The organism is Bradyrhizobium sp. S3.2.6 (assembly GCF_040546885.1).
Classification (GTDB): domain Bacteria; phylum Pseudomonadota; class Alphaproteobacteria; order Rhizobiales; family Xanthobacteraceae; genus Bradyrhizobium; species Bradyrhizobium cytisi.
The window spans coordinates 178,653-203,304 of record NZ_JBEPOS010000007.1 but is presented as its reverse complement, the minus strand read 5'-3'; the positions used below and the strand labels follow the sequence as shown (position 1 = coordinate 203,304).

Sequence of the window (24,652 nt, the reverse complement as noted above, 5' to 3'; positions counted from 1 at the left end):
GGCTAGGACAACAACAAATGTCAGTCGATACCCTTCCCCAGTCATCCATTCCGATCACGTCGCCGCTGCGGCCGCGCTTCGGCTTCCTCACCTCGACACCGATCATCGCCACGGCGACGGTGTTGCTCGCGCTGATCGTGCTGATCTCGGTCCTGGCGCCGCTGATCGCGCCGCATGATCCGATCCAGCTGGCACCGTCACTGCGGCTGAAGCCCTCCTCGGCGCAATTCCTGCTCGGCACCGACGCCTACGGCCGCGACCTGCTGTCGCGCGTCATCTATGGCGGCCGAATCTCGCTTCTGATCGGCATCGGCTCGGCGATCCTCTCGATCGTCATTGGCCTTGCGATCGGTCTTGTCTCCGGCTTCTTCAAGCTGATCGATTCCGTCCTGATGCGCGTCATGGACGGCCTGATGGCGATGCCGAGCATTTTGCTCGCCATCGCCGTGGTTTCGCTGTCCGGCGCCAGCATCTGGACCGTGCTGATCGCGATCACCATTCCCGAGATCCCGCGCGTGGCGCGCCTGGTGCGCTCGGTGGTGCTGTCGGCGCGCGAAGAACCTTATGTCGAAGCGGCGATCTCGGTCGGCTCGTCGCTGCCAAAAATCATGTGGCGGCATCTGATGCCGAACACGATCGCGCCGCTGATCGTCCAGGGCACCTATGTCTGCGCCTCCGCCATCCTCACCGAGGCCATCCTCTCCTTCCTCGGCGCCGGCATCTCGCCGGAGACGCCGACCTGGGGCAACATCATGGCCGAGGGCCGCCAGTATTTTCAGCTCAAGCCGACGCTGATCTTCTGGCCGGGCCTGCTGCTCTCGATCGCCATCCTCAGCATCAATCTGATCGGCGACGCCGCCCGCGACGCACTCGATCCCCGCATGAAGCAGCGGGAGGGCAAGTGATTTGTCTCGCCGGCCGTGCCCCTTGTTCCGTCATTGCGAGCGAAGCGAAGCAATCCAGTCTGCCTCCGCGGAAAGATTTCTGGATTGCTTCGTCGCTTCGCTCCTCGCAATGACGACGGAGTGACCTGATGACCAACCCAGTTCTCGACATCAACAACCTCGTCGTCTCCGTCGGCAAGAAGCCGGGCGGGCCCAAGATCATCGACGGCATCTCGGTCCAGGTGCACCAGGGCGAGACGCTGTGCCTCGTCGGCGAAAGCGGCTCGGGCAAGTCGGTGACCTCGCTCACCACGATGGGCCTGCTGCCGAAGGGCACGCTGGTTCCGACCAGCGGCAGCGTCAAGCTGGTCGGCGAGGAGATCCTCACCGCGACCGACCGCCGCCTGCGCCAGCTGCGCGCGACGCAGATGGCGATGATTTTCCAGGAGCCGATGACCGCGCTCAATCCGGTCGTGCCCGTCGGTCGCCAGATCGACGAAGTCTTGCGCGCCCACACCGATCTCGATGCCAGGGCACGCAAGAAGCGGATCCTCGACATGATGGAGCAGGTGCGCCTGCCCCAGGTCGAGCGCATCTTCGCCTCCTACCCGCACCGCCTCTCCGGTGGCCAGCGGCAGCGCATCATGATCGCGATGGCGCTGGTGCTGGAGCCGAAGCTGCTGATTGCCGACGAGCCGACCACCGCGCTTGACGTCACCACGCAGAAGCAGATCTTGACCCTGATCCGCGACCTCCAGCGCGATCACGGCACCGCCGTGCTGTTCATTACCCACGACATGGGCGTGGTCGCCGAGATCGCGGACCGCGTCGCGGTGATGCGGCAAGGTCGCCTGGTCGAGACCGGCACGCTCGATTCCATCCTGCGCAATCCGACCATGGAGTACACCCGCAATTTGCTCTCCGCGGTGCCGAGCCTGGTGCCGCGCGCGGCGCGGCCCGAGACCAAGGAACCGGTGGTGCTGGAGGCCAACGAGCTCAGCAAGGTCTACAAGGAGCGCGCGTTCTTCGGCAAAGGCCGCGAGGTCGTCGCCGCCGACAAGGTGACGCTGACGCTGCGCAAGGGTCGCACGCTCGGCATCGTCGGCGAAAGCGGCTCGGGCAAGTCGACGGTGGCGCGCTGCATCGTGCGCCTGATCGATCCGACCTCCGGCGGCGTGCGGCTGGCCGGCCGCGAGATCTCCGACATCTCGCGCCGCCTGCTGCAGCCGCACCGGCAGAAGATCCAGATCGTGTTCCAGGATCCCTACCGCTCGCTCAACCCGCGCGTCACCGTCGGCGAGAGCATCGCGGAAGGCCCGATCAATTACGGCGTCTCGCATGCCGATGCCATGAAGCGCGCCCGCGAGCTGCTCGAGCTGGTCGGCCTGCCGGCCGATGCGGTGTCGCGCTATCCGCACCAGTTCTCCGGCGGCCAGCGCCAGCGTATCGCCATTGCGCGCGCGCTCGCGCTCGATCCCGATGTGCTGGTTGCAGACGAAGCCGTCTCCGCGCTCGACGTCTCCGTGCAGGCGCAGGTGCTGGAACTCCTGCACGAGATCCAGAAGCGGCTCGGCATCGCCATCCTGTTCATCACCCACGATCTGCGCGTCGCCGCCCAGATCTGCGACGAGGTCGTGGTGATGCAGCACGGCCGCGTCGTCGAGCAGGGCCCGGCCGGCGCGGTGCTGACGCATCCGCAGGAGGCCTACACGCGGGCCTTGCTCGAAGCAGCGCCGGGCCGCGGCTGGGATTTTGCGAATTTCCGGCCGGTGTCGGAGGGTGTGGCGGCGACGGCTTGATCCACATACTCCGTCATTGCGAGCGGAGCGAAGCAATCCAGACTGCCGCAACGGAAAGATTCTGGATTGCTTCGCTTCGCTCGCAATGACGGGAGCGATCACCAGCATTCGAAAATGACTTAAAGCCATGCGCGGCGACATGGGCTCCCCACCTTGCCCTCGCCTCAGCGCCAAGGCTAACGTCGCGAACTTTCAATCGCTGGACTTGTATTGATGACACGTATCGCCGTCGGCGGCTTCCTGCACGAGACCAATACCTTCGCTCCGACGAAGGCGACGTACGCGGATTTCCAGCATGGCGGCGGCTGGCCGGCGATGACTGAAGGTGCCGACGTGCTGAAGGTGATGCGGCGCATCAATGTCGGCCTTGCCGGCTTCGTCGACAGCACTGAGGCCAATGGCTGGGAACTCGTTCCGACGATCGCCTGTGGTGCAAGCCCCTCGGCGCATGTCACCAAGGACGCCTTCGAGCGCATCGTGAAGGTGATGGTCGACGGCATCGCGGCCGCCGGCCCGCTCGACGCGGTCTATCTCGATCTGCATGGCGCGATGGTCACCGAGCATCTCGACGACGGCGAAGGCGAGATTCTGGCGCGCGTGCGCCGCGTCATCGGCAAGGACATTCCGCTGGTCGCGAGCCTCGACCTCCACGCCAACGTCACGCCCGAGATGATGGAGCATGCGGACGCGCTGATTGCTTACCGCACCTATCCGCATGTCGACATGGCCGAGACCGGCCGCGCCTCTGCAAGGCACCTCGCATTGCTGCTGAAGACCAAGCAGCCCTTTGCAAAGTCGTTCCGCCAATTGCCCTTCCTGATCGCGATCAGCTGGCAATGCACCAACGACTTTCCCACCAAGGGCATCTACGAAAAGCTCGCCGCTCTCGAGAGCGATGCGGTTCCGACGCTCTCTTTCGCGCCGGGCTTCCCCGCGGCCGATTTCCGCGATTGCGGGCCGAGCGTGTTCGCCTATGGCAAGACGCAAGGAGATGCCGACCGTGCGGCGGATGCGATCGTCAAGCTGATCGAAAGCCACGAGAACGATTTCGACGGCAAGATCTGGTCGCCCGATGATGGCGTCCGCCACGCCATGGAGCTTTCGAAGAGCGCGAGCAAGCCGATCATCATCGCCGATACCCAGGACAATCCCGGCGCCGGCGGCGATTCCGACACCACCGGCATGCTGCGCGCGCTGGTGCGCAACAAGGCGAGCGCCGCGACCGGCGCGATCTACGATCCGGCGTCGGCCAAGGCCGCGCATGCGGCCGGCGTCGGCGCCACCATCACGCTCTCGCTCGGCGGCAAGTCCGGCATTCCCGGCGACGAGCCCTATACCGAGACCTTTGTCGTCGAAAAGCTCTCCGACGGCCGCTTCATCGCGCCCGGCCCCTATTATGGCGGCCGCGAGATGGAGATGGGCCCGTCCGCGGCCTTGCGCATCGGCGACGTCCGAATCGTCGTCTCCTCGCACAAGGCGCAGCTCGCCGATCAGGCGATGTACCGCTATGTCGGCATCGAGCCGACGGCGGAGAAGATTCTGGTCAACAAGAGCTCGGTGCATTTCCGCGCCGATTTCGAGCCGATCGCGGAAAAGCTGATGATCTGCGCCGCGCCCGGCGCGATGCCGGCCGATACCGCCTCGCTGCCCTGGACGCGCCTGCGGCCGGGTATCCGCATCAAGCCGAACGGCCCCGTTTTCACGCCCCCATCACGCTAACCGGACAGGACACATGCCCACCATTGACCGCATCGACGGCTATGCCGACGAACTCACCGCCATCCGCCGCGACCTCCACGCCCATCCCGAGATCGGCTTCGAGGAGGTCCGCACCTCCGGCATCGTCGCCGACAAGCTGAAGGGCTGGGGCATCGAGGTGCATCGCGGCCTCGGCGGCACCGGCGTGATCGGCGTCATCAAGGGCAAGGGCGCGAGCGGCAAGCGCATCGGCTTGCGCGCCGATATGGACGCGCTGCCGATGGAAGAGAACACCAATCTGAAATGGAGCTCGAAAATCCCCGGCCGCTTCCACGGCTGCGGCCATGACGGCCACACCACCATGCTGCTCGGCACCGCGCGCTACCTCGCGGAAACGAGGAACTTCGACGGCACCGTGCACCTGATCTTCCAGCCGGCCGAGGAAGGCCTCGGCGGCGCCCGCGCCATGATCAAGGACGGCCTGTTCGAGAAATTCCCCTGCGACGAGCTCTACGGCCTGCACAACGCGCCCGACCTCAATCTCGGCGAGATTGCGATCCTGCCCGGCCCGGCGATGGCCGGCGCCGACTTCTTCGACCTCCGCATCACCGGCTATGGCGCGCATGGCGCAATGCCGGAGCGCTCCAAGGACGCGGTGATCATCGCGACCACGCTGGCGCAGGCGATCCAGACCATCGTCAGCCGCAATGTCGAGCCGCTCCAGGCCGCCGTGGTGTCCATCACGCAGATCCATGCCGGCTCCGCCTACAATGTCATTCCCGGCGAAGCGCATCTTTGCGGCACCATCCGCACCTTCTCGGATGAAGTCCGCGCCCTGATCAGCCAACGCGTCCGCACGATCTGCGCCGGCATCGCCAGCGCCTATCAGTGCGAGATCGACGTCGACATCCGCGACACCTTTGGTGTGCTGGTCAACCAGGTCGAGCAGTCCAAGGTGGTCGAGGACGTTGCGCGCACCATCGTCGATCCTGCCAAGGTGATCACCCGCAGCCAGCCGAAGATGGGCAGCGAGGACTTTGCCGACATGCTGCAGACCATTCCGGGCGCCTATTTCTGGGTCGGGCATGAGGGCTCCGTGCCGGTGCACAATCCCGGCTACGTGCTCGACGACAAGATCCTGCCGATCGGCGCCAGCATGTTCGCCCGGATCATCGAAACGCGCATGCCGGTGGTTTAACGATGCACAAGAAGGGCGTCGAAGAGGCGGTCACCTCGCTGCACGATCTCTCCGCGGTCGATCTGATCGCAGGCTATCGCGCCAAGCAGTTCTCGCCGAGCGAGGTGCTGGAGGACGTGCTCGCGCATGTCGCTGCGTGGGAACCACACCTCAGGGCGCTCTATGCATTCGATCCCGACGGCGCGCGCGAGGCGGCAAGGGCCTCGACCGCGCGCTGGAACGGCGGTGAGCCGTCAGGCGCGCTCGACGGCGTGCCTGTTACGGTGAAGGACAACATCGCGACCAAGGGAGTGCCGGTGCCGCTGGGGGCTGCCAGTGTCAAGCTCGTCCCGGCCGAGAAGGACGCTCCGCCCGCCGCGCGGCTGCGTGAGGCCGGCGCAATCATGTTCGCGAAGACCACCATGCCCGATTACGGCATGCTGTCCTCGGGGCTCTCCTCCTTCCACGCGCTCGCGCGCAATCCCTGGGACCTCTCCAAGAATCCCGGCGGCTCCAGCGCCGGTGCGGGCGCCGCAGCCGCAGCCGGCTATGGCCCGCTGCATCTCGGCACCGATATCGGCGGCTCGGTGCGCCTGCCCGCGGGCTGGTGCGGTCTCGTCGGGTTGAAACCAAGCTTTGGCCGCGTGCCGATCGATCCCGCTTATGTCGGCCGCGTCGCCGGCCCCATGACCCGCACGGTCGATGATTGCGCGCTGATGATGAGCGTGATCGCAAAGCCCGACCGGCGCGACGGCACGAGCCTGCCCGCCGAGCCGCTCAACTGGAAGGGTCTGGAAAAATCCCCGCGCAAGCTGCGCATCGGCCTGATGCTCGATCCCGGCACCGGCATGGCGCTGGAGAGGCCCGTGCGAGAGGTCGCGGTGAAGGCCGCAAAGGCGTTCGAATCCGCAGGCAGCGTCGTCACCGAAGTCGACGGCATCCTCACGCGCGAGATGCTCGACGGCCTCGACAACTTTTGGCGCGCACGAATGTGGGACGATCTGTCGAAGCTGACGGCGGCCGAACAGGCAAAGGTGCTGCCGTATATTTTTAGATGGGGCGAGTCCGGCGCAAAGTTGTCGGGCGTCGATGTCATCCGTGGCTTCAATCAGACCATGGCGATCCGTGCGGCGGCGTCAAAGCTGTTCTGCGAGATTGATTACGTGATCTCGCCGACCGCGCCGAATGTGAACTATGCGGCGGACTGGGCCTCGCCCACCAACGATCCGATGAAGCCGTTCGAGCACATCGCCTATACCGTGCCGTGGAATATGTCGGAGAACCCTGCGGTCTCCATCAATGGCGGCTTCGACGCCAAGGGTTTTCCCATCGGCGCGCAGATCGTCGGGCGCCGCTTCGACGATATCGGCGTGCTCGGCATGGCCAAGGCGTTTGAGAGCCTGCGCAGCGCGCAGAAGCCTTGGCCCAAGCCACCGGCGAACTAAACACACTCTCGTCATTCCGGGTTGCGCCCTCTTGGCGCAAGCCCGGAATCCATTCATCCGCACAAGTGGTGTGGAGAAATGGATTCCGGATTCGCGCTTCGCGCGCCCCGGAATGACGTGCTAGAGAGAACGACAAAGAGACAAGGGAAGGAAACCACTATGGCGTATGAGACGATCAAATACGAGGTCGCCGAGCAGATCCTCACCATCACGCTGAACCGGCCCGACAAGCTCAACGCCTTCAACGCGCAGATGCAGGCCGAGCTGATCGACGCGTTCGACGCCGCCGACAAGGACGACAACGTCCGCGCCATCATCGTCACCGGCGCAGGCCGCGGCTTTTGCGCGGGCGCGGACCTTTCGTCCGGTGCAGACACGTTTGATCGCGACGCGCGTCGCGGCCCGGTGAAGCGTTTTGCCGACGGCAAGGTCGACTACAGCGATCCGCAGGTCCGCGACGGCGGCGGTCAGGTGACCTTGCGCATATTCAAGTGCCTGAAGCCCGTGATCGCCGCGGTGAACGGTCCTGCCGTCGGCATCGGCGTCACCATGCAGCTCGCGATGGACGTCCGCATCGCATCGGACGCCGCGCGTTTCGGCTTCGTGTTCTCCCAGCGCGGCATCGTGCCGGAGGCGGCATCGAGCTGGTTCCTGCCCCGCATCGTCGGCATCTCGCAGGCGCTGGAATGGTGCTATTCGGGCCGCGTCTTCCCGGCGCAGGAAGCGCTCGCCGGCCGCCTCGTCAGCAAGGTCGTCGCCCCCGATGATCTGCTGCCGACCGCCCGCGCGCTCGCCAAGGAATTCGCAGCCAAGACCGCGCCGGTGTCGGTGGCGCTGATCCGCCAGATGATGTGGCGCATGATGGGCGCCGACGATCCCATGGAAGCCCACAAGGTCGACAGCCGCGGCATCTACGCCCGCGGCCGCTCGGAGGACGTGAAGGAAGGCGTGGTGTCGTTCCTGGAAAAGCGGCCGGCGCAGTTCAAGAACAAGGTGTCCAGCGATATGCCGGATTATTTTCCGTGGTGGAACGAGCCGGAGTATAAGTGAGGCTCTCGTAGGGTGGGCAAAGCGAAGCGTGCCCACCATTTCGTTTCACTCGCAGATAGGTGGTGGGCACGGCGCACGAGCGCCTTTGCCCACCCTACGGCACCGTCACCACGGCACGTCACTCCATCACCAGTGCCACCCGCCCGATCGCCTTGCGGTCGAGCAACAGCCGCATCGCCTTGGCGCAATCTTCCAGCTGAAGGCGGTGCGAGATATTCGGGCGCAGCTTACCCTCCTCCGCCCATTGCAGCAGCGCCTTCAGGCGCGCCTCGCCGAGCGCCGGATTTTTCCGCACCGCTTCTCCCGCGCGCACGCCGAGCACGCTGGCGCCCTTGATCAGCAGCAGATTGGTTTTCGCCGAGCCGATGCCCCCGGTGAATCCGATGACCAGCAGCCGCGCACCCCAGGCGATGCAGCGCATCGAGTTCTCGAACACCTCGCCGCCGACGGGGTCGAACACCACGTCGGCGCCACGGCCATCGGTGATGCGCTTGACGGCGTCGCGAAACGGCTCGCGGTCGTAGCGCACGAGATGGTCGGCGCCGCGTGCCTTGGCGATCGCCAGCTTCTCGTCGCTGGACGCCGTCGCGATCACGGTCGCGCCCAGCATCTTGCCGATCTCGACGGCGGCAAGGCCGACGCCGCCACCAGCGCCATGCACCAAGAGCACCTCGCCCGGCTGGACCCTGCCGCGATCGATCAGCGCGTGATAGGCGGTGCCGTGGCCGGCGAGATAGGTCGCGCCCTCGGCGTAATCAAAGTTCGATGGCAGTGGCGTGAGCTGTGACGGCGTCACGACCGCTTCATCGGTGAAGGCACCGTGGCGCATCCTGACGATGACCTTGTCGCCGACAGCGACGCCCTTCACCTCTGCGCCGAGTTCGGTCACGTCGCCGGCGGCTTCCATGCCAGGCGTGAACGGCAGCTCGGGCTTGAGCTGGTACTCGCCGGCCGCCATCAGTACATCCGGAAAGTTCAACCCGGCGGCGCGGATCGCGACCCGAACCTCGCCCGGCTTCAGGGCGCGCGAGGGAAACTCTTCCAACCGCAACATTTCGGGTGCGCCGAGCGCGCGGCAGACGACGGCCCGCACCATCAGGCCGCGCTCGCCTTGTTACGCAGCAGCGCCTCGCGGATCAGCGGCAGGCGATCATTGCCAAAATACATGTCGGTCTTGTTGACGAAAATCGTCGGCGAACCGAACCCGCCGCGCGCGACGACCTCTTCCGTATTGGTTTTGAGCTGGTCCTTGATCGCCTGCTCCGAGATGCCAGCAAAGAATTTCTGCTCGTCGACGCCGACCTTCGTGCAGATCTCGGCCAGCACCGCGTCCTGCGAGATGTCCTTGTCGTCACCCCAATAGGTCTCGAACAAGGCGGTTGCGAACGGCACCATCGCCTTGCCCAACCAGATGCAGCCGCGCATCGCCTTGACGCTGTTCACCGGAAACACCGTCGGCGGCATCTTGATCGCTAGGCCCGTCGAGCGCGCCCAGTCCTGAAGGTCCTTCTTCATGTAGCGCGCCTTCAGCGGCACCGGCGTCTCCCGCTGCGCGTAGACGCTCGGATTGACGGTGTTGAAGATGCCGCCGACCAGGATCGGCCGCCAGATGATCTCGGCGCCTAGCTCCTTGGCCAGCGGCTGGATATTGTGGAAGGCGAGATAGGTCCACGGGCTGGAGCAGTCGAAGAAGAATTCGATCATGGCGTTTCCTTTGTTTGTATTCGGTACGCTCTCTCCTCCGTCATTGCGAGCGCAGCGAAGCAATCCAGACTGCCGCCGCGGAAAGTTTCTGGATTGCTTCGCTTCGCTCGCAATGACGCGCGGCGGGGCCGACTTTTGTTGTTCTGTACCTCGACGTTAAGACATGGCAGACAGAGGCGCAATCACAACCCGCCGGGAGGGACCCATGCTGTTTCCAACGACGATCGCGGGCTCCTTGCCCAAGCCGGAATGGCTCGCCGAGCCCAACATGCTCTGGGCGCCCTGGAAGTCGCAAGGTGACGAGCTTGCACGCGCCAAGCGCGACGCGACGATGCTTGCGATGAAGGTCCAGGAGGACGCCGGGATCGACATCGTCACCGAGGGCGAGCAGGCCCGGCAGCATTTCGTGCACGGTTTTCTGGAGAAGATCGAGGGCATCGATTTCGCCCACAAGGTCGAGATGGGCATCCGGAAAGATCGCTACAAGGCGATGGTGCCGCAGGTGGTCGCGCCGCTCCGCCTGAAGGGCCGCGTCCATGCCGACGAGGCGCGCGTGGCGCGCACGCACACGAGGAAGAAACTGAAATTCACCCTGCCCGGCCCGATGACCATCATCGACACCATCGCCGATCGTTACTATGGCGATCGGGTGAAAATGGCGTTCGCCTTCGCCGAGCTTTTGAACGAGGAAGCCAAGGCGTTGCAAGCCGACGGTGTCGATCTCGTGCAGTTCGACGAGCCCGCCTTCAACGTCTACATGGACGAGGTCAACGACTGGGGCATCAAGGCGCTGGAGCGCGCCGCGCTGGGGCTCACCTGCGCCACCGCCGTGCACATCTGCTACGGTTACGGCATCAAGGCCAACACCGACTGGAAGGAGACGCTCGGCGCGCAGTGGCGGCAGTATGAGCAGATTTTTCCGGCGATCGATGCGAGCCCGATCCAGCAGGTTGCGATCGAGTGCCGCAATTCCAAAGTGCCGCTTGATCTGCTCGGGCTGCTGAAAAACAAGATCGTGCAGGCCGGGGTGATCGATGTCGCCAGCGATACGGTGGAGACGGCCGAGGACGTCGTCAAGGTGATCGACGCGGTCTCGAAGTTCGTGCCCAAGAGCAACATCATCGCCACCACCAATTGCGGCATGGCGCCGATGCGCCGCGAGATCGCGGAAGCCAAGCTGATGGCGCTCGGCGCGGGTGCGGCGCTCGCGCGCGACAAGCTCGGGTGATGGTGGTGATCCGACCTGTGCTCGTCGCCGCCACTCTGGCTGCGCTTGCACCGCCGACGCACGCGGAGGACCGCTCCGTTCTGCTGATCTGCAAGGCGATGGTGGAACGCGCTTTGAAGGTTCCGGATGCGGCGAGCGAGGCCGAGCTCGCCCGCTGTCGCCAGGTGATCCGCGAATGGGCACTGCGCGATGCGCGGACGACGGTGGATGAAGAGGGTAAGCCGCTGCGCTAAGGCAACGCGGTCGGATGCAGCACGGGCCGGAAGCCGGCATTCATCGTGCGTAGCGTCGATGGCGGCGTCAGCAGCGTTGCTTCGTCCGGATGCTGCTCCACCGCAACATAACCGGCAGCCGACCACAGCAGCGCCCTGCCCTGCGTGATCAAATAACTCTTGTCGCCCTGCTGCAGCATCGCGCCGTCGGGAAGCTGAGCGACCGGCACCAGCAGAGTGTGAAGCCGCTTCTTACCGTGATTGAGCCGCTCGTGGTGCAGCACCGTGTCGATGTCGTGCATGCGGACGTCGTGCACGCGGTTGCCCTTCTCCCACGCGGCGCGGAAGCGATTGGCATCGTCGCGTCGGCAATAGAAGCAGGGACGATGCCCGGCGGCGAGCGCGGTGGCTTCATCGAGAAAGAACAGCTCGGTCCAGCTCTGCTGCGCCATCACCTCGCGGCGGCGGCCGCGGAATTCGCAGGTGCAGGTGAGCCAGGCCGGCGACGACCAGCGCTTCTTCAGCAGCGTCTTCGTCGCGGGATCATGGATGATGCCGCGATTGCCGGTGAACAGGCCGCGATGCGTGGTGGCGATGATCTCGCCGGTCGGCGTGACGCGGTTTTGCAGGGGCATGGCTGGCTCCGCCCGTCATTGCGAGCGAAGCGAGGCAATCCAGAAATGTCTCCGCGGAAGCAGTCTGGATTGCTTCGCTTCGCTCGCAATGACGGCGATACTTACGCCGCCCCGTCGCGGAGCGGCGGGTGGTAGGAGAGCGCGGTGTCCCAGGGGAAGAAGATCCAGGTGTCCTGCGAGACTTCCGTGATGAAGGTGTCGACCAGCGGGCGCCCCTTCGGCTTGGCGTAGACGGTGGCGAAATGCGCGTCGGGCAGCATCTCGCGCACCAGCTTGCCGGTCTTGCCGGTGTCGACGAGGTCATCGACGATCAGGAGTCCCTTGCCGGTACCGCCCCCGAGCTTCATCGCCTGATCCGAGATGCCCTTGAGGACCTGGAGATCGCCCTGCTTGGTGTGATCGTAACTGGCGATACAGACCGTATCGATCACGCGTACCCCAAGCTCGCGCGCCACGATCGCCGCCGGCACCAGACCGCCGCGGGTGATCGCGATCACCGCGTGAAAGGGGCCAACCTCGTTGAGCCGCCAGGTCAGCGCCCGGCAATCCCGGTGGAACTGGTCCCACGAAACGGGGAAGGCCTTGCCCGCGCGCTCCTGCGCGCTCAGTTCCGGTGCTTCACCAGCCATCATCATCTCCTGCATTCGACTGTCGGCAGTTCATTTGCTACCGGGTGATGTTCAACCCCGCCAGCATTTCCTTCACCGCCGCCATCGCGGATGCCAGCTTATCCGCATCACGCGAGCGCACCACCAGATTGGTGTTCGGCTTTTGCTCCTCGTCCATGAAGGGATAGCTGCCGATGATGGTGTCGGGGTGCGCGGCGGCGATCGCCCGCAGCGGGCTGCCGATGTCGCCTTCCCGCGCATTGGCGCGGACCGATTCGGACAGCATGCGGACGCCGGATTTCAGCTTGGGCGAGACGATGTCCATCATCGCCTGCATGATCGAGGGCACACCGGCCATCACGATGACATTGCCGATCTTGAAGCCGGGGGCGAGGATGGTCGCGCTCTGAATCAGCTCGGCGCCGTCGGGGATGCGGGCCATGCGCAGGCGGGCCTCGTTGAGGTCCTGCTCGCTCCAGCGCTCGCGGAAACGGGCAACCACCTCGGGGTGGTGGTCGATGCCCACGCCAAAGGCCTTGGCGACGCTGTCGGCGGTGATGTCGTCATGGGTCGGTCCGATGCCGCCGGTGGTGAATACGTAATTGTAACGATGCCGCAGTGCATTCAACGCGGCAATGATATCGTCCTCGTCGTCGGAAACAATCCGGACTTCCTTCAGGTCGATGCCGATATTGGTCAGGTATTCGGCGATGAAGCCGATATTCTTGTCCTTGGTCCGGCCGGACAGGATTTCATCCCCGATGACCAGAATGCCCGCCGTGACGATCTCGCTCATACCTAAAGTCCCTCGCTGTCCCACGGAATTTGCCGGGGTAACGCGTTGAAGTCACGCGGTTTTGCTGCCGAAATAAGCAGTCCTCAGCCATTTTTTCAGGCACCTTCCCGGCCATATCCGGCAAATGCCCTTTCTCCATGCTTATCGCGCTGGCCCGCCCCTTGCTACCTCCTCAGAGTCATGCACTCTTGCCGCATGGCCAGGACGTTGCGGTCTTCACCAAGGCCTGACGACCTGCCAAATGGCGCAACGCCTTGCGGGGACAAGTCGGGATCTATGGCAGTCGCGTTTGACGAAATGAACATTCCCGGCGGGGACCTTCGCCCCGCCTATCAGGAGCTGGCCCGCTGGCTCAAGGAGACGCCTCCCGAGGCGCTCGAATATCGCCGCCAGGAGGCCGAGCTCCTGTTCCGCCGCATCGGCATCACCTTTGCCGTCTATGGCGATTCCGAATCCACCGAGCGCCTGATCCCCTTCGACGTGATCCCGCGGATCATGTCCGGCAAGGAATGGTCGCTGCTGGAGAAGGGCCTGAAGCAGCGCGTGCGCGCGCTCAACATGTTCCTGCGCGATATCTATCACGGCCGCGACATCCTCCGCGCCGAAATCGTGCCTGAAGATCTGATCTTCCAGAACCCGGTTTTCCGCCCCGAGATGAACGGCCAGCAGGTGCCGCACGACGTCTACGTGCACATCGCCGGCATCGACATCATCAGGGTCGATGCCGAGGACTTCATCGTGCTGGAGGACAATGCGCGCACGCCGTCCGGCGTGTCCTACATGCTGGAAAACCGCGAGATCATGATGCGGTTGTTTCCGGATCTGTTCGCCCGCCACCGGGTGGCGCCGGTCGAGCGCTATCCGGACGAGCTGCTCTCCGCTCTCCGCTCGGTCGCGCCGAACAGTGCCTCAGGCGAGCCGACGGTCGCGCTGCTCACGCCTGGCGTCTACAACTCCGCCTATTACGAGCACTCCTTCCTCGCCGACAAGCTCGGCATCGAGCTGGTCGAGGGCCGCGACCTCATCGTCAAGAACAACGAAGTGTTCATGCGCACGACCGAGGGCGTGAAACGGGTCGACGTGATCTATCGCCGCGTCGACGACGATTTCCTCGATCCCCTCACCTTCCGGCCCGACTCGGCGCTCGGCGTGCCCGGGCTGATGTCGGCCTACGCGGCCGGCAACATCACGCTCGCCAACGCGGTCGGCACCGGCATCGCCGATGACAAGGCGATCTACTCCTACATGCCGGAGATCGTGAAATTCTATCTCGGCGAGGATCCGATCCTGAAGAACGTGCAAACCTGGCGCTGCCGCGAGCCGAAGGATCTCGCCTACGTGCTGGATAATTTGAGCGAGCTTGTCGTGAAGGAAGTGCACGGCTCCGGCGGCTACGGCATGCTGATCGGCCCTGCCGCGACCAAAGCAACGATCGAAGCCTTCCGCGAGAAGCTCAAGCGCGAACCGGAAGGTTTCATCGCCCAGCCGACGTTGGCGCTCTCGACCTGCCCGACCTGCACGGCCTCCGGCCTCGCCCCGCGCCACGTCGATCTGCGGCCCTTCGTGCTCACCGGCAGCAAGAGCACGACGATCGTGCCGGGCGGGCTAACACGTGTTGCGCTGAAGGAAGGCTCGCTCGTGGTGAATTCTAGCCAGGGCGGCGGCACCAAAGACACCTGGATTTTGGACGAGTAGAGAGATGCTGTCGCGTACCGCCGAAAACCTCTACTGGCTCGCCCGCTATGTCGAACGGGCCGAATACCTCGCGCGCACCATCGATGCGACCCTACGCGTCACCGCGCTTCCCGCCGCCTATATCGGCAAGACCAACGAGTGGGACTCCGCGTTGCTCACCGCCGGCGTCGCGGAAAGCTTCTATCAGACCCACGAGGAAGCCAACGAGCACAACGTCGTCGACTACCTTTCGTTCTCGGCCGACAACCCGTCCTCGATCAGGAACTGCATCGAGGCGGCGCGACTGAACTCGCGTTCGGTGCGCACGGCGCTGACCAGCGAGATGTGGGACACCATCAACTCGGCCTGGATCGAGCTTCAGGAGGTCTGGAGCAAAGGCACCTCCACCCGCGAGGACCTCGCAAAATTCCTGCGCTTCGTGCAGGAGACCTCGCTGCGCTTCGACGGCTCGGCCTACCGGACCATGCTGCGCAACGACGCCTACTGGTTCTCGCGCCTCGGCCTGCATCTGGAGCGCGCCGACAACACCGCACGCATCCTCGACGTCAAGTATCACGTGCTGCTGCCCGAAGAGGAGCACGTCGGCGGTCCGCTCGACTTCTATCAGTGGAGCTCGATCCTGCGCTCGGTGTCGGCACTGACGGCCTATCACTGGGTCTACCGCGAGACGCTGAAACCGTGGCTGGTCGCCGATCTGCTGATTCTCAACGGCACGCTGCCGCGCTCGCTTGCCAGCTGCTACGACAATCTCGTTCGCAACCTCGACCAGATTGGCGTCGACTATGGCCGCCAGGGCCCGGCGCAACGCCACGCCCGCGGCATCCGCAACCGGCTGGAACACAGCAACATGAACGACATTTTCCAGCATGGCGTGCATGAATTCATTCAGGAATTCATCACCGACAATTCCAGGCTGGGCGAAATCATCACGAAGCAGTATCTGATCTGACCTTCGTCATTCCGGGGTGGTCCGAAGGACCAGACCCGGAATCTCGAGCGATGCTATCGCATCGTCCCGGAATGACGCATAGAAACCATGGTCCACCATGCGCCTGCGAATTTTGCATACCACGACCTATCGCTACGAGCCGCCGGCGACGAGCGTGATCCAGATCCTGCGCATGACGCCGGGCAGTCATGACGGGCAATATGTGGCGGAATGGCAGATCGACGTCTCGACCGACACCAAGCTCGACATCCATGAGGACGCCTTCGGCAATGTCACCCATGTGCTGTCCTGCGGGCCGGTCTCCGACATCAAGATCACCGCCGAAGGACTGATCGAGACCCACGATACCGGCGGTGTGCTGCGCGGCGCCGACGAGCGCTTTCCCGCCGACATGTTTCTGCGCACCACCGACCTCACTACTGTCAATCCGGCGATGGCAGCGGTCGCGCGGCAGTTGCGCAGCGAGGCCGAGACCGACAGGCTCGGCTTCCTGCACACGCTGATGTCGCAAATCGGCGACCACATGACCTTCGACGAAGATCCAACCAACAGCGGCACGTCGGCGGCCGAGGCGTTCACGCTCAAGCGCGGCGTCTGCCAGGACTACGCGCATATCTTCATCGCCTGCGCCCGCACCGGCGGCGTGCCGGCGCGCTTCGTCTCCGGACACTTCCTGCGCTCCGACGGCACCGTGCATCAGGACGCCGGCCATGCCTGGGCGGAAGCCTATGTTCCCGATCTCGGCTGGGTCGGCTTCGATCCCGCCAACAGCATCTGCACCACCGACGCCCATGTCCGCGTCGCGATCGGGCTCGATTATCTCGGCGCAGCACCGGTGCGCGGCACCCGCTATGGCGGCGGCGCGGAGACGCTGACGGTCGCGGTCAAGGTCGAGCAGGCCGGCCGCGGCGGCCAATCGCAGTCGCAGTCGCAGCGGCAGAGCTAGCTTCATTCAGGGGCGCATTGGGATTGGACCGGCCCTTTGAAATTGGCTAGTAATTCCGCGCAACTAGCTGTTGCTTGAGCCAAAACGCGTCGGGGACTGGAAATGACCTATTGTTGTGGAATCCTGGTTCGGGACGGGCTGGTCATGATCGCCGACACCCGCACCAATGCCGGCCTCGACAATGTCTCGACCTTCCGCAAGCTGCATATCTTCTCCAAGCCCGGCGACCGCATCATGGCGATCGCCAGCGCCGGCAACCTCGCCATCAGCCAGTCGGTGCTCTCCACCCTGACCGAGGGCCTGGAAGACCCCGACACGGGTGAGATCGAGACGCTGATGAACGCGCCGACCATGTTCCAGGCCGCCCAGCGCATCGGCCGGGCGATCCGGGCGGTGCACGCGACCGAAGGGCCGGCGCTGAAATCCGAGGACGTCTCCTTCGACGTCTCCTTCCTGTTCGGCGGCCAGATCAAGGGTGCGCGCATGCGCCTGTTCATGGTCTACACTGCCGGCAATTTCATCGAGTGCACCACCGATACACCCTACCTGCAGATCGGCGAGCACAAATACGGCAAGCCGGTGCTCGACCGCGCCATGCATTACGACGTCGAGCTCTACGAGGCGCTGAAGACCGGCCTGATCTCAATGGATTCGACCATGCGCTCGAACCTCGGCGTCGGCCTCCCCATCGACGTGCTGGTGGTGCGCGCGGATGCATGCGACGCCGATCTCAACCATCGCATCGAGGCAGGCGAGCCCTACTTCCACGACCTGCGCTCGCGCTGGTCGGCGGCGTTGCGCGCGGCGCATCAGAATATTCCGCGTCCGCCCTACAAGAACGAAAAAGAACCGAAAACCTGACAACTGAAGAAAAGGCAGGAAACGATGAGCGAAGCAAAAAAGATCGCATTGGTGACGGGTGCGGGCACCGGCGTCGGGCGCGCCGCGTCGCTGGCGCTGATGAACATCGGCTTCACCGTGGTGCTGGTCGGGCGCCGGCTCGACATGCTCGAGGAGACCGCGAAGCTCGGCCCAGCAGGCAAGAGCCTGTGCATCACCGCCGACATGACCAAGCCGGACTCGATCGCCGCGCTGTTCGACAAGGTGAAGGCGACCTGCGGCCGGCTCGACGTGCTGTTCAACAACGCCGGCATGGGCGCACCCGCCGTCAACTTCGAGGACCTCAGCCTCGAGCAGTGGCAGGCGGTCGTGAACACCAACCTCACCGGCCCGTTCCTGTGCACCCAGCACGCCTTCCGCATCATGAAGGACCAGAGCCCGCGCGGCGGGCGCATCATCAACAACGGCTCGATCTCGGCGCATGCGCCGCGGCCGTTCTCGGCGGCCTACACCTCGACCAAGCACGCCATCACCGGCCTCACCAAGGCCTCCAACCTCGACGGCCGCATGTACGACATCGCGGTCGGCCAGGTCGACATCGGCAATGCCGCCACGCCCATGACCGACCGCATGGTCAACGGCCCAGGCGTGCTGCAGCCGGACGGCACCACCAAGCACGAGCCGCGCATGGATGCGAAAGCGGTCGGCGATGCGGTGGCCTACATGGCCGGCCTGCCGCTCGACGCCAACGTGCTGACCATGACCGTCATGGCCACCAAGATGCCGTTCGTGGGACGCGGCTGAAGCCAAAACGCGAAAACAACCCCATGCACAGTAGGAAGCGTGGGGCGTTAGCAGCGGGGGTGATGCGAAGTAAGTTCGCGTACCGCTTCAACAATCGTCATTGCGAGCGCAGCGAAGCAATCCAGAAATGCGTCCGCGGAAGCAGTCTGGATTGCTTCGTCGCAAGGGCTCCTCGCAATGACGGGGAGAGAGTGGTCCTACTCCAAACTTTCCACCTGCCGCAGGGTGGGGAACAGCTTCATCCAGAGCAGCGCCACCGCGACGGTGCAGACGCCGCCGAGCACGGCGGCGGGCATGGCGCCGAACAGCGCGGCCGTCAGTCCGCTCTCGAACTGGCCGAGCTGGTTCGATGCGTTGATGAAGAGGAAATTGACCGCGCCGACGCGGCCGCGCATCTCGTCGGGGGTTGAGAGCTGCACCAGCGAGAAGCGGATCACGACGCTGATGGTGTCGGCCGCACCCAGGATCGCGAGCGACAGCACCGACAGCCACATCCAGGACGACAGCGCGAACACGATCGTGGCGACCCCGAACACGATCACCGCCTGGAACATGCGCAGGCCCACATGCCGCGTGATGGCATGGCGCGCCAGCACCACGGTCATCAGCAGTGCGCCGACCGCTGGCGCCGCCCGCAACACGCCGAGTCCCATCGGGCCGGTCTGGAGAATGTCGCGGGCATAGATCGGCAGCAGCGCGGTGACGCCGCCGAACAGCACGGCGAACAGATCGAGCGAGATGGTGCCGAGGATCGCCGGATTGCTGCGGATGAAGCGGACGCCGGCAAAGATATTGTCCGAGCTCGTGCCCTCCTTGGCGACGGCCTGCGGGCGCGGCTGGATGAAGCCGGTGAGGATCATCCCAAAAATCCAGAACAGCAGCATCACCGCATAGGCCAGATGCGGTGCGATCGCATAGGCAAAGCCGCCGAGCGCCGGCCCCGTGATGGTCGCGACCTGCCCTGCGCCACTTGCGACTGCCGTTGCGCGCTGGAGCGATCCCTGCGGCGCGATCAGCGGCAAGAGCGCCGCCGTGGTCGGGCTCTCGAAGGCGCCGGCGATGCCAAGCACGAAGGTCGCGACGAAAATCTGCACCTCGCTGACCGCACCGAGATAGGTGATCCCTGCGAGATAAAGCGCGGTCGCGGCTTCCACGAGCTGGCAGAGCTGGACCACGCGCTTGCGCTCAAAACGGTCGGCGGCGTGGCCGGCGACAAAGACGAGCAGTGCGGTCGGCGCGAATTGCACGAGGCCGACCATGCCGAGGTCGAAGGCCGAGCCGGTGAGGTCGTAGATCTGCCAGCCGATTGCGACCGCCGCGATCTGGCTGGAAAAGCGTGACAGGCTGCGCGAGAGCAGGAAGAACAGGAAGGCGCGGTGGCGGAGGAGCTCACCGGCGCTGACCGCCGGACTGGCTGAAACTGGCTGTTCTGGCATCGCCCCTTCGGTCACGCTCGGCTGGTCCGCCCCTGGTATCGAGGTGCCCCGCGTGGCTGACGCCGGCCTGCTTGTCAACAGCGGGCGGCACCTGGGCCATTCGGCATTGCGTTTGCAACGCAGGCGCGGCCATAATCATCGGGGTTTGGGGACATCATGCTGCGGCTGCAATCGACACTCGGCGTTTTCGCATTGCTGCTGATCGCGTTCGCGCTGGCGGAGAATCGCCGCGCGGTCTCCGTGCGCCAGGCGCTGATCGGCCTTGTCGTGACTTTTGCCACCGCGATCGTGCTCTTGAAGGTGCCGATCGTGGCGCATGCCTTCGGCGCCATCAACGACGCGGTCGGCGCCATCTCCGCGGCCTCGCGCGCCGGCTCCTCATTCGTGTTCGGCTATGTCGGCGGCGGTCCCCTGCCCTTCGACTTGAAGACGCCGGGCGCCGATTTCATCCTGGCGTTCCAGGCGCTGCCGATCGTGCTGGTGATGAGCGTGCTGACCACGCTGCTGTTCTATTGGCGCGTGCTGCCCCCGATCGTGCGCGGCATGGCCTGGCTGCTCGAGCGCACGCTCGGCGTCGGCGGCGCGGTCGGGCTCTCGACCGCCGCCAACATCTTCCTCGGCATGGTCGAGGCGCCGCTGTTCGTGCGGCCGTACCTGGCGCAGATGAGCCGGAGCGAATTGTTTCTGGTGATGACCGGCGGCATGGCCGGCATCGCTGGTACCGTGCTGGTGCTCTATGCGACGCTGCTGGCGCCGCTGATCCCCGACGCGGCCGCGCATTTCGTTATTGCCTCCGTGCTGGGCGCACCGGCCGCGATCCTCGTCAGCCTGATCATGGTGCCGGAGACATCCGGCAAGCGCACCGGCGGCGCGCTGGAAGATCCCGAGATGGAAGTCTCCAGCACGATGGATGCGATCGTGAAGGGCACGGGCGCGGGGATCGAGCTGCTGATCAACATCGTCGCGATGCTGCTGGTGCTGGTGGCGCTGGTCTACCTCGTCAACGCCATCCTTGGCCTGCTGCCAAACATCGGCGGCGCCGCAATCTCGTTGCAGCGCCTGCTCGGCCTCGTGATGGCGCCAGTGTGCTGGCTGATGGGGCTGCCCTGGGATCAGGCCGTCACCGCTGGCAGCCTGATGGGCACCAAGACCGTGCTCAACGAGCTGATCGCCTATGTCGACTTCTCGAAGCTGCCGCCGGGCACGCTCGATCCGCGCTCGCGCCTGATCATGCTCTACGCGATGTGCGGCTTCGCCAATTTCGCCAGCCTCGGCATCATGATCCGAGGGCTCGGCGTCATGGCACCGGAGCGGCGCGACGAAATCAATGCGCTCGGACTGAAGTCGATCGTGTCGGGCACGCTGACGACGTGTCTGATGGGCGCGATCGTGGGGGTGTTGACGTAGGTCTCTCCGCCGTCATTGCGAGCGAAGCGAAGCAATCCAGAAATGCATCCTTGGAGATAGTCTGGATTGCTTCGTCGCACCAGCGCAAAATCGCTTCGCGATTTTGTCGCGGGCTCCTCGCAATGACGGCGGAGAGAGTCTAAGCCAAGACTCCAGCTACGGTGCGAAATGCCGCGACCGCGCGATCAATATCGGCGTCGTCGATATGGCGATGGGTCACACAGCGCAAGCGATGCCGCCCCCAGGGCCTCACCCTCAGCCCCGCCTTCTCAAGCGCCCCCGACCACGCGGCGCTGTCGCGCCCGGAGAGAGAGACATCGACCTGCACGATATTCGTCTGCGGGATTGTCGCGCTGAGCTTTGGGTTGATCGCGTTCAGCGCATCACTCAGGGCTCGCGCACGCCGGTGGTCCTCGCCCAGACGCGCACCCATGACCTGAACCGCCTCGAGGCCGGCGGCAGCCAGGATGCCGATCTGGCGCTGCGTGCCTCCCAGCATCCGGCGAAACCTGCGGCTCCGGTCGATCACGGCGCGCGGCCCGGCGAGCACAGCACCGGCCGGCGCGCTCAGGCCTTTCGACAGGCACAGCGAGACCGTGTCGCTATGCCTCGCAACCTCGGCCGGCACCGTTTCGAGCGCGACCGCGGCGTTGAAGAGCCGCGCGCCGTCGAGATGCACCGGAACGCCGCGGGCCGAGGCCATGGCGTGCACGGCCTGCATATGCTCCAGCGGCAGCACGGCGCCGCTCGCGTTGTTGTGCGAGGTTTCCATCGCGACAAGGGCGGTCCTGAGCTTGAGCCCTTCGCCCTGCAAGGCGTCTTCCAGCAAATTCAGGTCCATCGCGCCGTCGCTTCCGGCAATGGCGAGGTAGAACTGCCCGGTAAACGTCGCCGCCCCACGTTCGGAGCTGTACATATGGGCATTCGCCTCCAGCACGATCTGTTCGCTGCGCTGCGACTGCGCCAGCGTCGCCAACAGATTGGCCATGGTGCAGCTCGGCACGAACAGGCCGGCGTCCTTGCCCAACGCCGCAGCTGCGACGGCCTCCAGCTCCTGCACCGTGGGGTCGCCATCCAGCCCCTCATCACCGAGCGGCGCCGAGGCCATGCGGGCATACATCGCATCGGTCGGCTTGGTGACCGTATCGCTGCGCAGGTCGATCGGTGGCGACCCAGCGCCCGCCGGACTCGTGTCGTGTTGTGCCATTGCGATAACCTCTAAAGCGCTTGGCGCGTCATTCGTAGGCTGCCGGATCGCCGGAATCGGTCGGGTTGGCCAGCACCCGCTTGAGGGCGGCGCTCATCGGAAATTTCAGGTTGAGGCCATGCGGCGGGATTGGTGAATTGAAATATTTGTCGTACAGCGCCGCAACCTGTCCGCTCTTCATCAGGTCGATCACGGCGTCGTCGACCACCTTCTTGAAAGCAGGATCGTCCTTGGGTTCGACGATACCGTAAGGCGCCATCTCGAGACCCTTGCTACCGATCAGGTAGTCATCCGGCGTCCTGGACGAGGCGACCGTGGCATAAGCGAGACCGTCATCGTTGGCTGAGCCGGCCACCCGGCCCGTCGACACCAACAAGAAGGTCTCGGCGGTGTCCTTGGCCGGCACGACCGTGATGCCGAGATTGTTCCTGGCGTTGATCAGCGTAATCACCTTGAAAGTCTGGCCGCCGGCCTGGGCGGAGATGGCCTTGCCGCGAAACGAAGTGGGGTCGTTGACATCGACCCCGCCATCCTTGCGCGCGACGAGGACGACCTGCGCAACGAAGGTGGTGGGAGCAAAGGCGGCAAGTTTATGCCGCTCGACATTATTGGTCGTGTTGCCGCATTCGAGATCGATCGTCCCGTTGGCGAGCAGCTGAATGCGTGTCGCCGAGGTTATCGGGTTATAGCGAGTCTCGAGCTTGGGGAGCTTGAGGGCCGTCTTGATCGCCTGCACCACCTGTTCACAGATTTCCACGGTATAGCCGATCGGCTTCTGGTTACCGTCGAGATAGGCGAAGGGCACCGAGGTCTCGGGATACCCCAATGTGATCGAGCCGGTCTCACGGATCTTGTCCAGCCTGCCCGCACCCTGAGCGATGGCCTCGCCGGAAAGAAGACCTGCAGCGACGCTCGCCGCGGCAAGTGCCTTGATCGTTGTCGCTTTCATGTCGTCCCTCTCTTGGCGAATGTTCGTGACGCCGTCCGCGCTCGGTGAGCAACGATAGGGCAGCTCCGTGCGAACGGCGTCACGCTCTGGACTATCGTCCAAAAGACCGATCTGATGAAATTCCAGTTTCACACTCCCTTATACGGATTTGATATGGCCACCAGACGCATGGGCTTGAAGCATGTGGAGGCTTTTCGGGCGGTCTTCGTGACGGGATCGATGACGCAGGCGGCTCAGCGCATGCATACCTCGCAACCCCAGATCAGCCGCCTGATCGGACAGTTGGAGGCGATCACGCAATTCCCGCTGTTCGACCGCAGCGGCGGCCGCCTCCGTCCGACCGTGGACGGATCGCGCTTTTTCCAGGAGGTCGAGAAGACTTTCATCGGCCTGGCGGGACTGGAGACCAGCGCAGCCAGCATCCGCTCGTTCGGCATGGGTCGGCTAAGCGTTGCGGCGATGCCGCGCCTGGCCGGCGGCCTGCTGACGCGCATCGCGACGCGCTTCAAGGTCGACTATCCGCATGTGATGATCTCGATCCGATCCGGCTCGGCGAGCGCCGTGCACGACTGGGTCAGTTCAGGGCTTTGCGACACCGGGCTCGCAATGCTTTACGGCGAGGTTGCGGGGGTGCATGTCGAACCGGTGCTCAAGACCCGTTGCGTCGCGATCATGCCGAAGGCGCATCGTCTTGCGCAGAAGAAGACGCTGCGCCCTGCCGATTTCGCCAATGAGGCCTTCATCTCCTTCGCCACGGGGAGCCCGCTCCACGATCGCATCGATATGATCTTTGCGCAGGCCGGCGTCACGCGCCGCGTCGTTGCCGAGACCGATCTGGGCGCATCCGTCTGTGCCCTGGTCGCGGCGGGTCTCGGCATCAGCATCATCAATCCGATTGCCGCGCATGACGAGAGCTCTGGCGCGGCCCTGATTGCGCGTCCCTTCAACCCTGCTGTCCCCGTCACGATCGCGCTGCTCTATCCGCCCTATGCCGCGCGCGGCCGGTTGATCGATGTCTTCGGCGAATATGCGCGCAAGATCATGAGCGAAGAACTGGGCTATCTCGAGCGGTAGTCGGGGGGCCCGTCATTGCGAGCGCAGCGAAGCAATCCAGAATCTTTCCGCGGCGGCGGTCTGGATTGCTTCGTCGCAAGGGCTCCTCGCAATGACGACGGAGCGAGTC

Annotated in this window: 23 protein-coding genes; 15 read left to right on the top strand and 8 right to left on the bottom strand. The window is 64.6% G+C overall.

What is annotated here, in order from left to right; genetic code table 11:
- Positions 1-17 precede the first annotated feature (17 nt).
- From ABID58_RS16180 to ABID58_RS16155, 6 genes are all read left to right on the top strand, one after another.
- Positions 18-905 (top strand): ABC transporter permease, encoded by an 888-nt coding sequence (locus ABID58_RS16180; protein ID WP_148752857.1) that lies wholly within the window; start codon positions 18-20, stop codon positions 903-905.
- Between the two features lie 128 nt (positions 906-1,033).
- Positions 1,034-2,683 (top strand): ABC transporter ATP-binding protein, encoded by a 1,650-nt coding sequence (locus ABID58_RS16175; protein ID WP_354033349.1) that lies wholly within the window; start codon positions 1,034-1,036, stop codon positions 2,681-2,683.
- 213 nt (positions 2,684-2,896) lie between these two features.
- Positions 2,897-4,402, top strand: coding sequence for a M81 family metallopeptidase (locus ABID58_RS16170; protein ID WP_354033348.1), 1,506 nt, complete (start codon positions 2,897-2,899; stop codon positions 4,400-4,402).
- A gap of 13 nt (positions 4,403-4,415) precedes the next feature.
- Complete coding sequence (locus ABID58_RS16165; RefSeq protein WP_148752854.1) at positions 4,416-5,579, top strand: M20 aminoacylase family protein; 1,164 nt, start codon at positions 4,416-4,418, stop codon at positions 5,577-5,579.
- 2 nt (positions 5,580-5,581) lie between these two features.
- On the top strand, positions 5,582-7,003 hold the full coding sequence (locus ABID58_RS16160) for an amidase (protein WP_354033347.1): 1,422 nt from the start codon (positions 5,582-5,584) through the stop codon (positions 7,001-7,003).
- Positions 7,004-7,162: 159 nt separating this feature from the next.
- A complete protein-coding gene (locus tag ABID58_RS16155; RefSeq protein WP_354033346.1) occupies positions 7,163-8,053 on the top strand; it encodes a crotonase/enoyl-CoA hydratase family protein in 891 nt (296 codons plus the stop codon).
- A 118-nt stretch (positions 8,054-8,171) separates the two neighbouring features.
- On the opposite strand, the gene ABID58_RS16150 is transcribed toward ABID58_RS16155, so the two are convergent.
- Both ABID58_RS16150 and ABID58_RS16145 read right to left on the bottom strand, forming a co-directional pair.
- Positions 8,172-9,149 carry an NADPH:quinone oxidoreductase family protein gene (locus ABID58_RS16150; protein WP_354033345.1) on the bottom strand — a complete coding sequence of 326 codons (978 nt, stop codon included), beginning with the start codon at positions 9,147-9,149 and terminating at the stop codon, positions 8,172-8,174.
- Positions 9,149-9,757: a 2-hydroxychromene-2-carboxylate isomerase gene (locus ABID58_RS16145; RefSeq protein WP_148752850.1), complete on the bottom strand. Its 609-nt coding sequence runs from the start codon at positions 9,755-9,757 to the stop codon at positions 9,149-9,151. Before ABID58_RS16145 ends, ABID58_RS16150 begins: the two co-directional genes overlap by 1 nt.
- A gap of 205 nt (positions 9,758-9,962) precedes the next feature.
- Here ABID58_RS16145 and ABID58_RS16140 point away from each other — a divergent pair, with 205 nt between their 5' ends.
- Positions 9,963-10,985 (top strand): methionine synthase, encoded by a 1,023-nt coding sequence (locus tag ABID58_RS16140; protein ID WP_354033344.1) that lies wholly within the window; start codon positions 9,963-9,965, stop codon positions 10,983-10,985.
- Positions 10,985-11,218: a hypothetical protein gene (locus ABID58_RS16135; RefSeq protein ID WP_354033392.1), complete on the top strand. Its 234-nt coding sequence runs from the start codon at positions 10,985-10,987 to the stop codon at positions 11,216-11,218. Before ABID58_RS16140 ends, ABID58_RS16135 begins: the two co-directional genes overlap by 1 nt.
- Here the strand turns inward: ABID58_RS16135 and ABID58_RS16130 are convergent.
- The 3 genes from ABID58_RS16130 to ABID58_RS16120 all read right to left on the bottom strand — a co-directional run bounded on the left by ABID58_RS16130 (position 11,215) and on the right by ABID58_RS16120 (position 13,236).
- Positions 11,215-11,832 carry a hypothetical protein gene (locus ABID58_RS16130; protein WP_354033343.1) on the bottom strand — a complete coding sequence of 206 codons (618 nt, stop codon included), beginning with the start codon at positions 11,830-11,832 and terminating at the stop codon, positions 11,215-11,217. The two genes, ABID58_RS16135 and ABID58_RS16130, sit on opposite strands and share 4 nt — an antisense overlap.
- A 101-nt stretch (positions 11,833-11,933) precedes the next feature.
- Positions 11,934-12,461: a xanthine phosphoribosyltransferase gene (gene gpt / locus ABID58_RS16125; protein WP_187435030.1), complete on the bottom strand. Its 528-nt coding sequence runs from the start codon at positions 12,459-12,461 to the stop codon at positions 11,934-11,936.
- Between the two features lie 37 nt (positions 12,462-12,498).
- Positions 12,499-13,236: a competence/damage-inducible protein A gene (locus tag ABID58_RS16120; RefSeq protein ID WP_148752846.1), complete on the bottom strand. Its 738-nt coding sequence runs from the start codon at positions 13,234-13,236 to the stop codon at positions 12,499-12,501.
- Between the two features lie 276 nt (positions 13,237-13,512).
- Between ABID58_RS16120 and ABID58_RS16115 the strand changes: the two genes are divergently transcribed.
- From ABID58_RS16115 to ABID58_RS16095, 5 genes are all read left to right on the top strand, one after another.
- On the top strand, positions 13,513-14,931 hold the full coding sequence (locus tag ABID58_RS16115; protein ID WP_354033342.1) for a circularly permuted type 2 ATP-grasp protein: 1,419 nt from the start codon (positions 13,513-13,515) through the stop codon (positions 14,929-14,931).
- Positions 14,932-14,935: 4 nt separating this feature from the next.
- Positions 14,936-15,880, top strand: coding sequence for an alpha-E domain-containing protein (locus ABID58_RS16110; protein WP_354033341.1), 945 nt, complete (start codon positions 14,936-14,938; stop codon positions 15,878-15,880).
- 97 nt (positions 15,881-15,977) lie between these two features.
- Positions 15,978-16,826, top strand: coding sequence for a transglutaminase family protein (locus ABID58_RS16105; protein ID WP_354033340.1), 849 nt, complete (start codon positions 15,978-15,980; stop codon positions 16,824-16,826).
- Between the two features lie 102 nt (positions 16,827-16,928).
- The gene (locus ABID58_RS16100) at positions 16,929-17,687 is read left to right on the top strand and encodes a proteasome-type protease (protein WP_148752842.1); all 759 of its coding nucleotides are present in this window, start codon (positions 16,929-16,931) and stop codon (positions 17,685-17,687) included.
- A 24-nt stretch (positions 17,688-17,711) separates the two neighbouring features.
- Positions 17,712-18,470, top strand: a complete 759-nt coding sequence (locus ABID58_RS16095) for an SDR family oxidoreductase (protein WP_148752841.1) — start codon at positions 17,712-17,714, stop codon at positions 18,468-18,470.
- A 197-nt stretch (positions 18,471-18,667) separates the two neighbouring features.
- Here ABID58_RS16095 and ABID58_RS16090 read toward each other — a convergent pair whose 3' ends face one another.
- Entirely contained in the window at positions 18,668-19,906 is a 1,239-nt protein-coding gene (locus ABID58_RS16090) for an MFS transporter (protein ID WP_354033339.1), read from the bottom strand.
- Between the two features lie 156 nt (positions 19,907-20,062).
- Here ABID58_RS16090 and ABID58_RS16085 point away from each other — a divergent pair, with 156 nt between their 5' ends.
- Positions 20,063-21,313: a NupC/NupG family nucleoside CNT transporter gene (locus ABID58_RS16085; protein WP_354033338.1), complete on the top strand. Its 1,251-nt coding sequence runs from the start codon at positions 20,063-20,065 to the stop codon at positions 21,311-21,313.
- Between the two features lie 139 nt (positions 21,314-21,452).
- Here ABID58_RS16085 and ABID58_RS16080 read toward each other — a convergent pair whose 3' ends face one another.
- Together ABID58_RS16080 and ABID58_RS16075 are read right to left on the bottom strand one after the other, a co-directional pair.
- Positions 21,453-22,520 (bottom strand): threonine aldolase family protein, encoded by a 1,068-nt coding sequence (locus tag ABID58_RS16080; RefSeq protein ID WP_354033337.1) that lies wholly within the window; start codon positions 22,518-22,520, stop codon positions 21,453-21,455.
- Between the two features lie 28 nt (positions 22,521-22,548).
- Positions 22,549-23,469: an amino acid ABC transporter substrate-binding protein gene (locus ABID58_RS16075; RefSeq protein ID WP_354033336.1), complete on the bottom strand. Its 921-nt coding sequence runs from the start codon at positions 23,467-23,469 to the stop codon at positions 22,549-22,551.
- Between the two features lie 153 nt (positions 23,470-23,622).
- On the opposite strand from ABID58_RS16075, the gene ABID58_RS16070 reads away from it, so the two are divergent.
- Positions 23,623-24,543, top strand: coding sequence for a LysR substrate-binding domain-containing protein (locus ABID58_RS16070; protein ID WP_354033335.1), 921 nt, complete (start codon positions 23,623-23,625; stop codon positions 24,541-24,543).
- Positions 24,544-24,652: the final 109 nt, after the last annotated feature.

Coding starts and splice junctions, on each gene's coding strand:
- ABID58_RS16165 (WP_148752854.1), top strand. CDS start 4,416: ATGCCCACCATTGACCGCATCGACGGCTATGCCGACGAACTCACCGCC.
- ABID58_RS16130 (WP_354033343.1), bottom strand. CDS start 11,832: ATGCCCCTGCAAAACCGCGTCACGCCGACCGGCGAGATCATCGCCACC.
- ABID58_RS16070 (WP_354033335.1), top strand. CDS start 23,623: ATGGCCACCAGACGCATGGGCTTGAAGCATGTGGAGGCTTTTCGGGCG.
- ABID58_RS16135 (WP_354033392.1), top strand. CDS start 10,985: ATGGTGGTGATCCGACCTGTGCTCGTCGCCGCCACTCTGGCTGCGCTT.
- ABID58_RS16115 (WP_354033342.1), top strand. CDS start 13,513: ATGGCAGTCGCGTTTGACGAAATGAACATTCCCGGCGGGGACCTTCGC.
- gpt (WP_187435030.1), bottom strand. CDS start 12,461: ATGGCTGGTGAAGCACCGGAACTGAGCGCGCAGGAGCGCGCGGGCAAG.
- ABID58_RS16080 (WP_354033337.1), bottom strand. CDS start 22,520: ATGGCACAACACGACACGAGTCCGGCGGGCGCTGGGTCGCCACCGATC.
- ABID58_RS16155 (WP_354033346.1), top strand. CDS start 7,163: ATGGCGTATGAGACGATCAAATACGAGGTCGCCGAGCAGATCCTCACC.
- ABID58_RS16150 (WP_354033345.1), bottom strand. CDS start 9,149: ATGGTGCGGGCCGTCGTCTGCCGCGCGCTCGGCGCACCCGAAATGTTG.
- ABID58_RS16140 (WP_354033344.1), top strand. CDS start 9,963: ATGCTGTTTCCAACGACGATCGCGGGCTCCTTGCCCAAGCCGGAATGG.
- ABID58_RS16075 (WP_354033336.1), bottom strand. CDS start 23,469: ATGAAAGCGACAACGATCAAGGCACTTGCCGCGGCGAGCGTCGCTGCA.
- ABID58_RS16085 (WP_354033338.1), top strand. CDS start 20,063: ATGCTGCGGCTGCAATCGACACTCGGCGTTTTCGCATTGCTGCTGATC.
- ABID58_RS16095 (WP_148752841.1), top strand. CDS start 17,712: ATGAGCGAAGCAAAAAAGATCGCATTGGTGACGGGTGCGGGCACCGGC.
- ABID58_RS16175 (WP_354033349.1), top strand. CDS start 1,034: ATGACCAACCCAGTTCTCGACATCAACAACCTCGTCGTCTCCGTCGGC.
- ABID58_RS16100 (WP_148752842.1), top strand. CDS start 16,929: ATGACCTATTGTTGTGGAATCCTGGTTCGGGACGGGCTGGTCATGATC.
- ABID58_RS16160 (WP_354033347.1), top strand. CDS start 5,582: ATGCACAAGAAGGGCGTCGAAGAGGCGGTCACCTCGCTGCACGATCTC.
- ABID58_RS16145 (WP_148752850.1), bottom strand. CDS start 9,757: ATGATCGAATTCTTCTTCGACTGCTCCAGCCCGTGGACCTATCTCGCC.
- ABID58_RS16090 (WP_354033339.1), bottom strand. CDS start 19,906: ATGCCAGAACAGCCAGTTTCAGCCAGTCCGGCGGTCAGCGCCGGTGAG.
- ABID58_RS16120 (WP_148752846.1), bottom strand. CDS start 13,236: ATGAGCGAGATCGTCACGGCGGGCATTCTGGTCATCGGGGATGAAATC.
- ABID58_RS16180 (WP_148752857.1), top strand. CDS start 18: ATGTCAGTCGATACCCTTCCCCAGTCATCCATTCCGATCACGTCGCCG.
- ABID58_RS16105 (WP_354033340.1), top strand. CDS start 15,978: ATGCGCCTGCGAATTTTGCATACCACGACCTATCGCTACGAGCCGCCG.
- ABID58_RS16170 (WP_354033348.1), top strand. CDS start 2,897: ATGACACGTATCGCCGTCGGCGGCTTCCTGCACGAGACCAATACCTTC.
- ABID58_RS16110 (WP_354033341.1), top strand. CDS start 14,936: ATGCTGTCGCGTACCGCCGAAAACCTCTACTGGCTCGCCCGCTATGTC.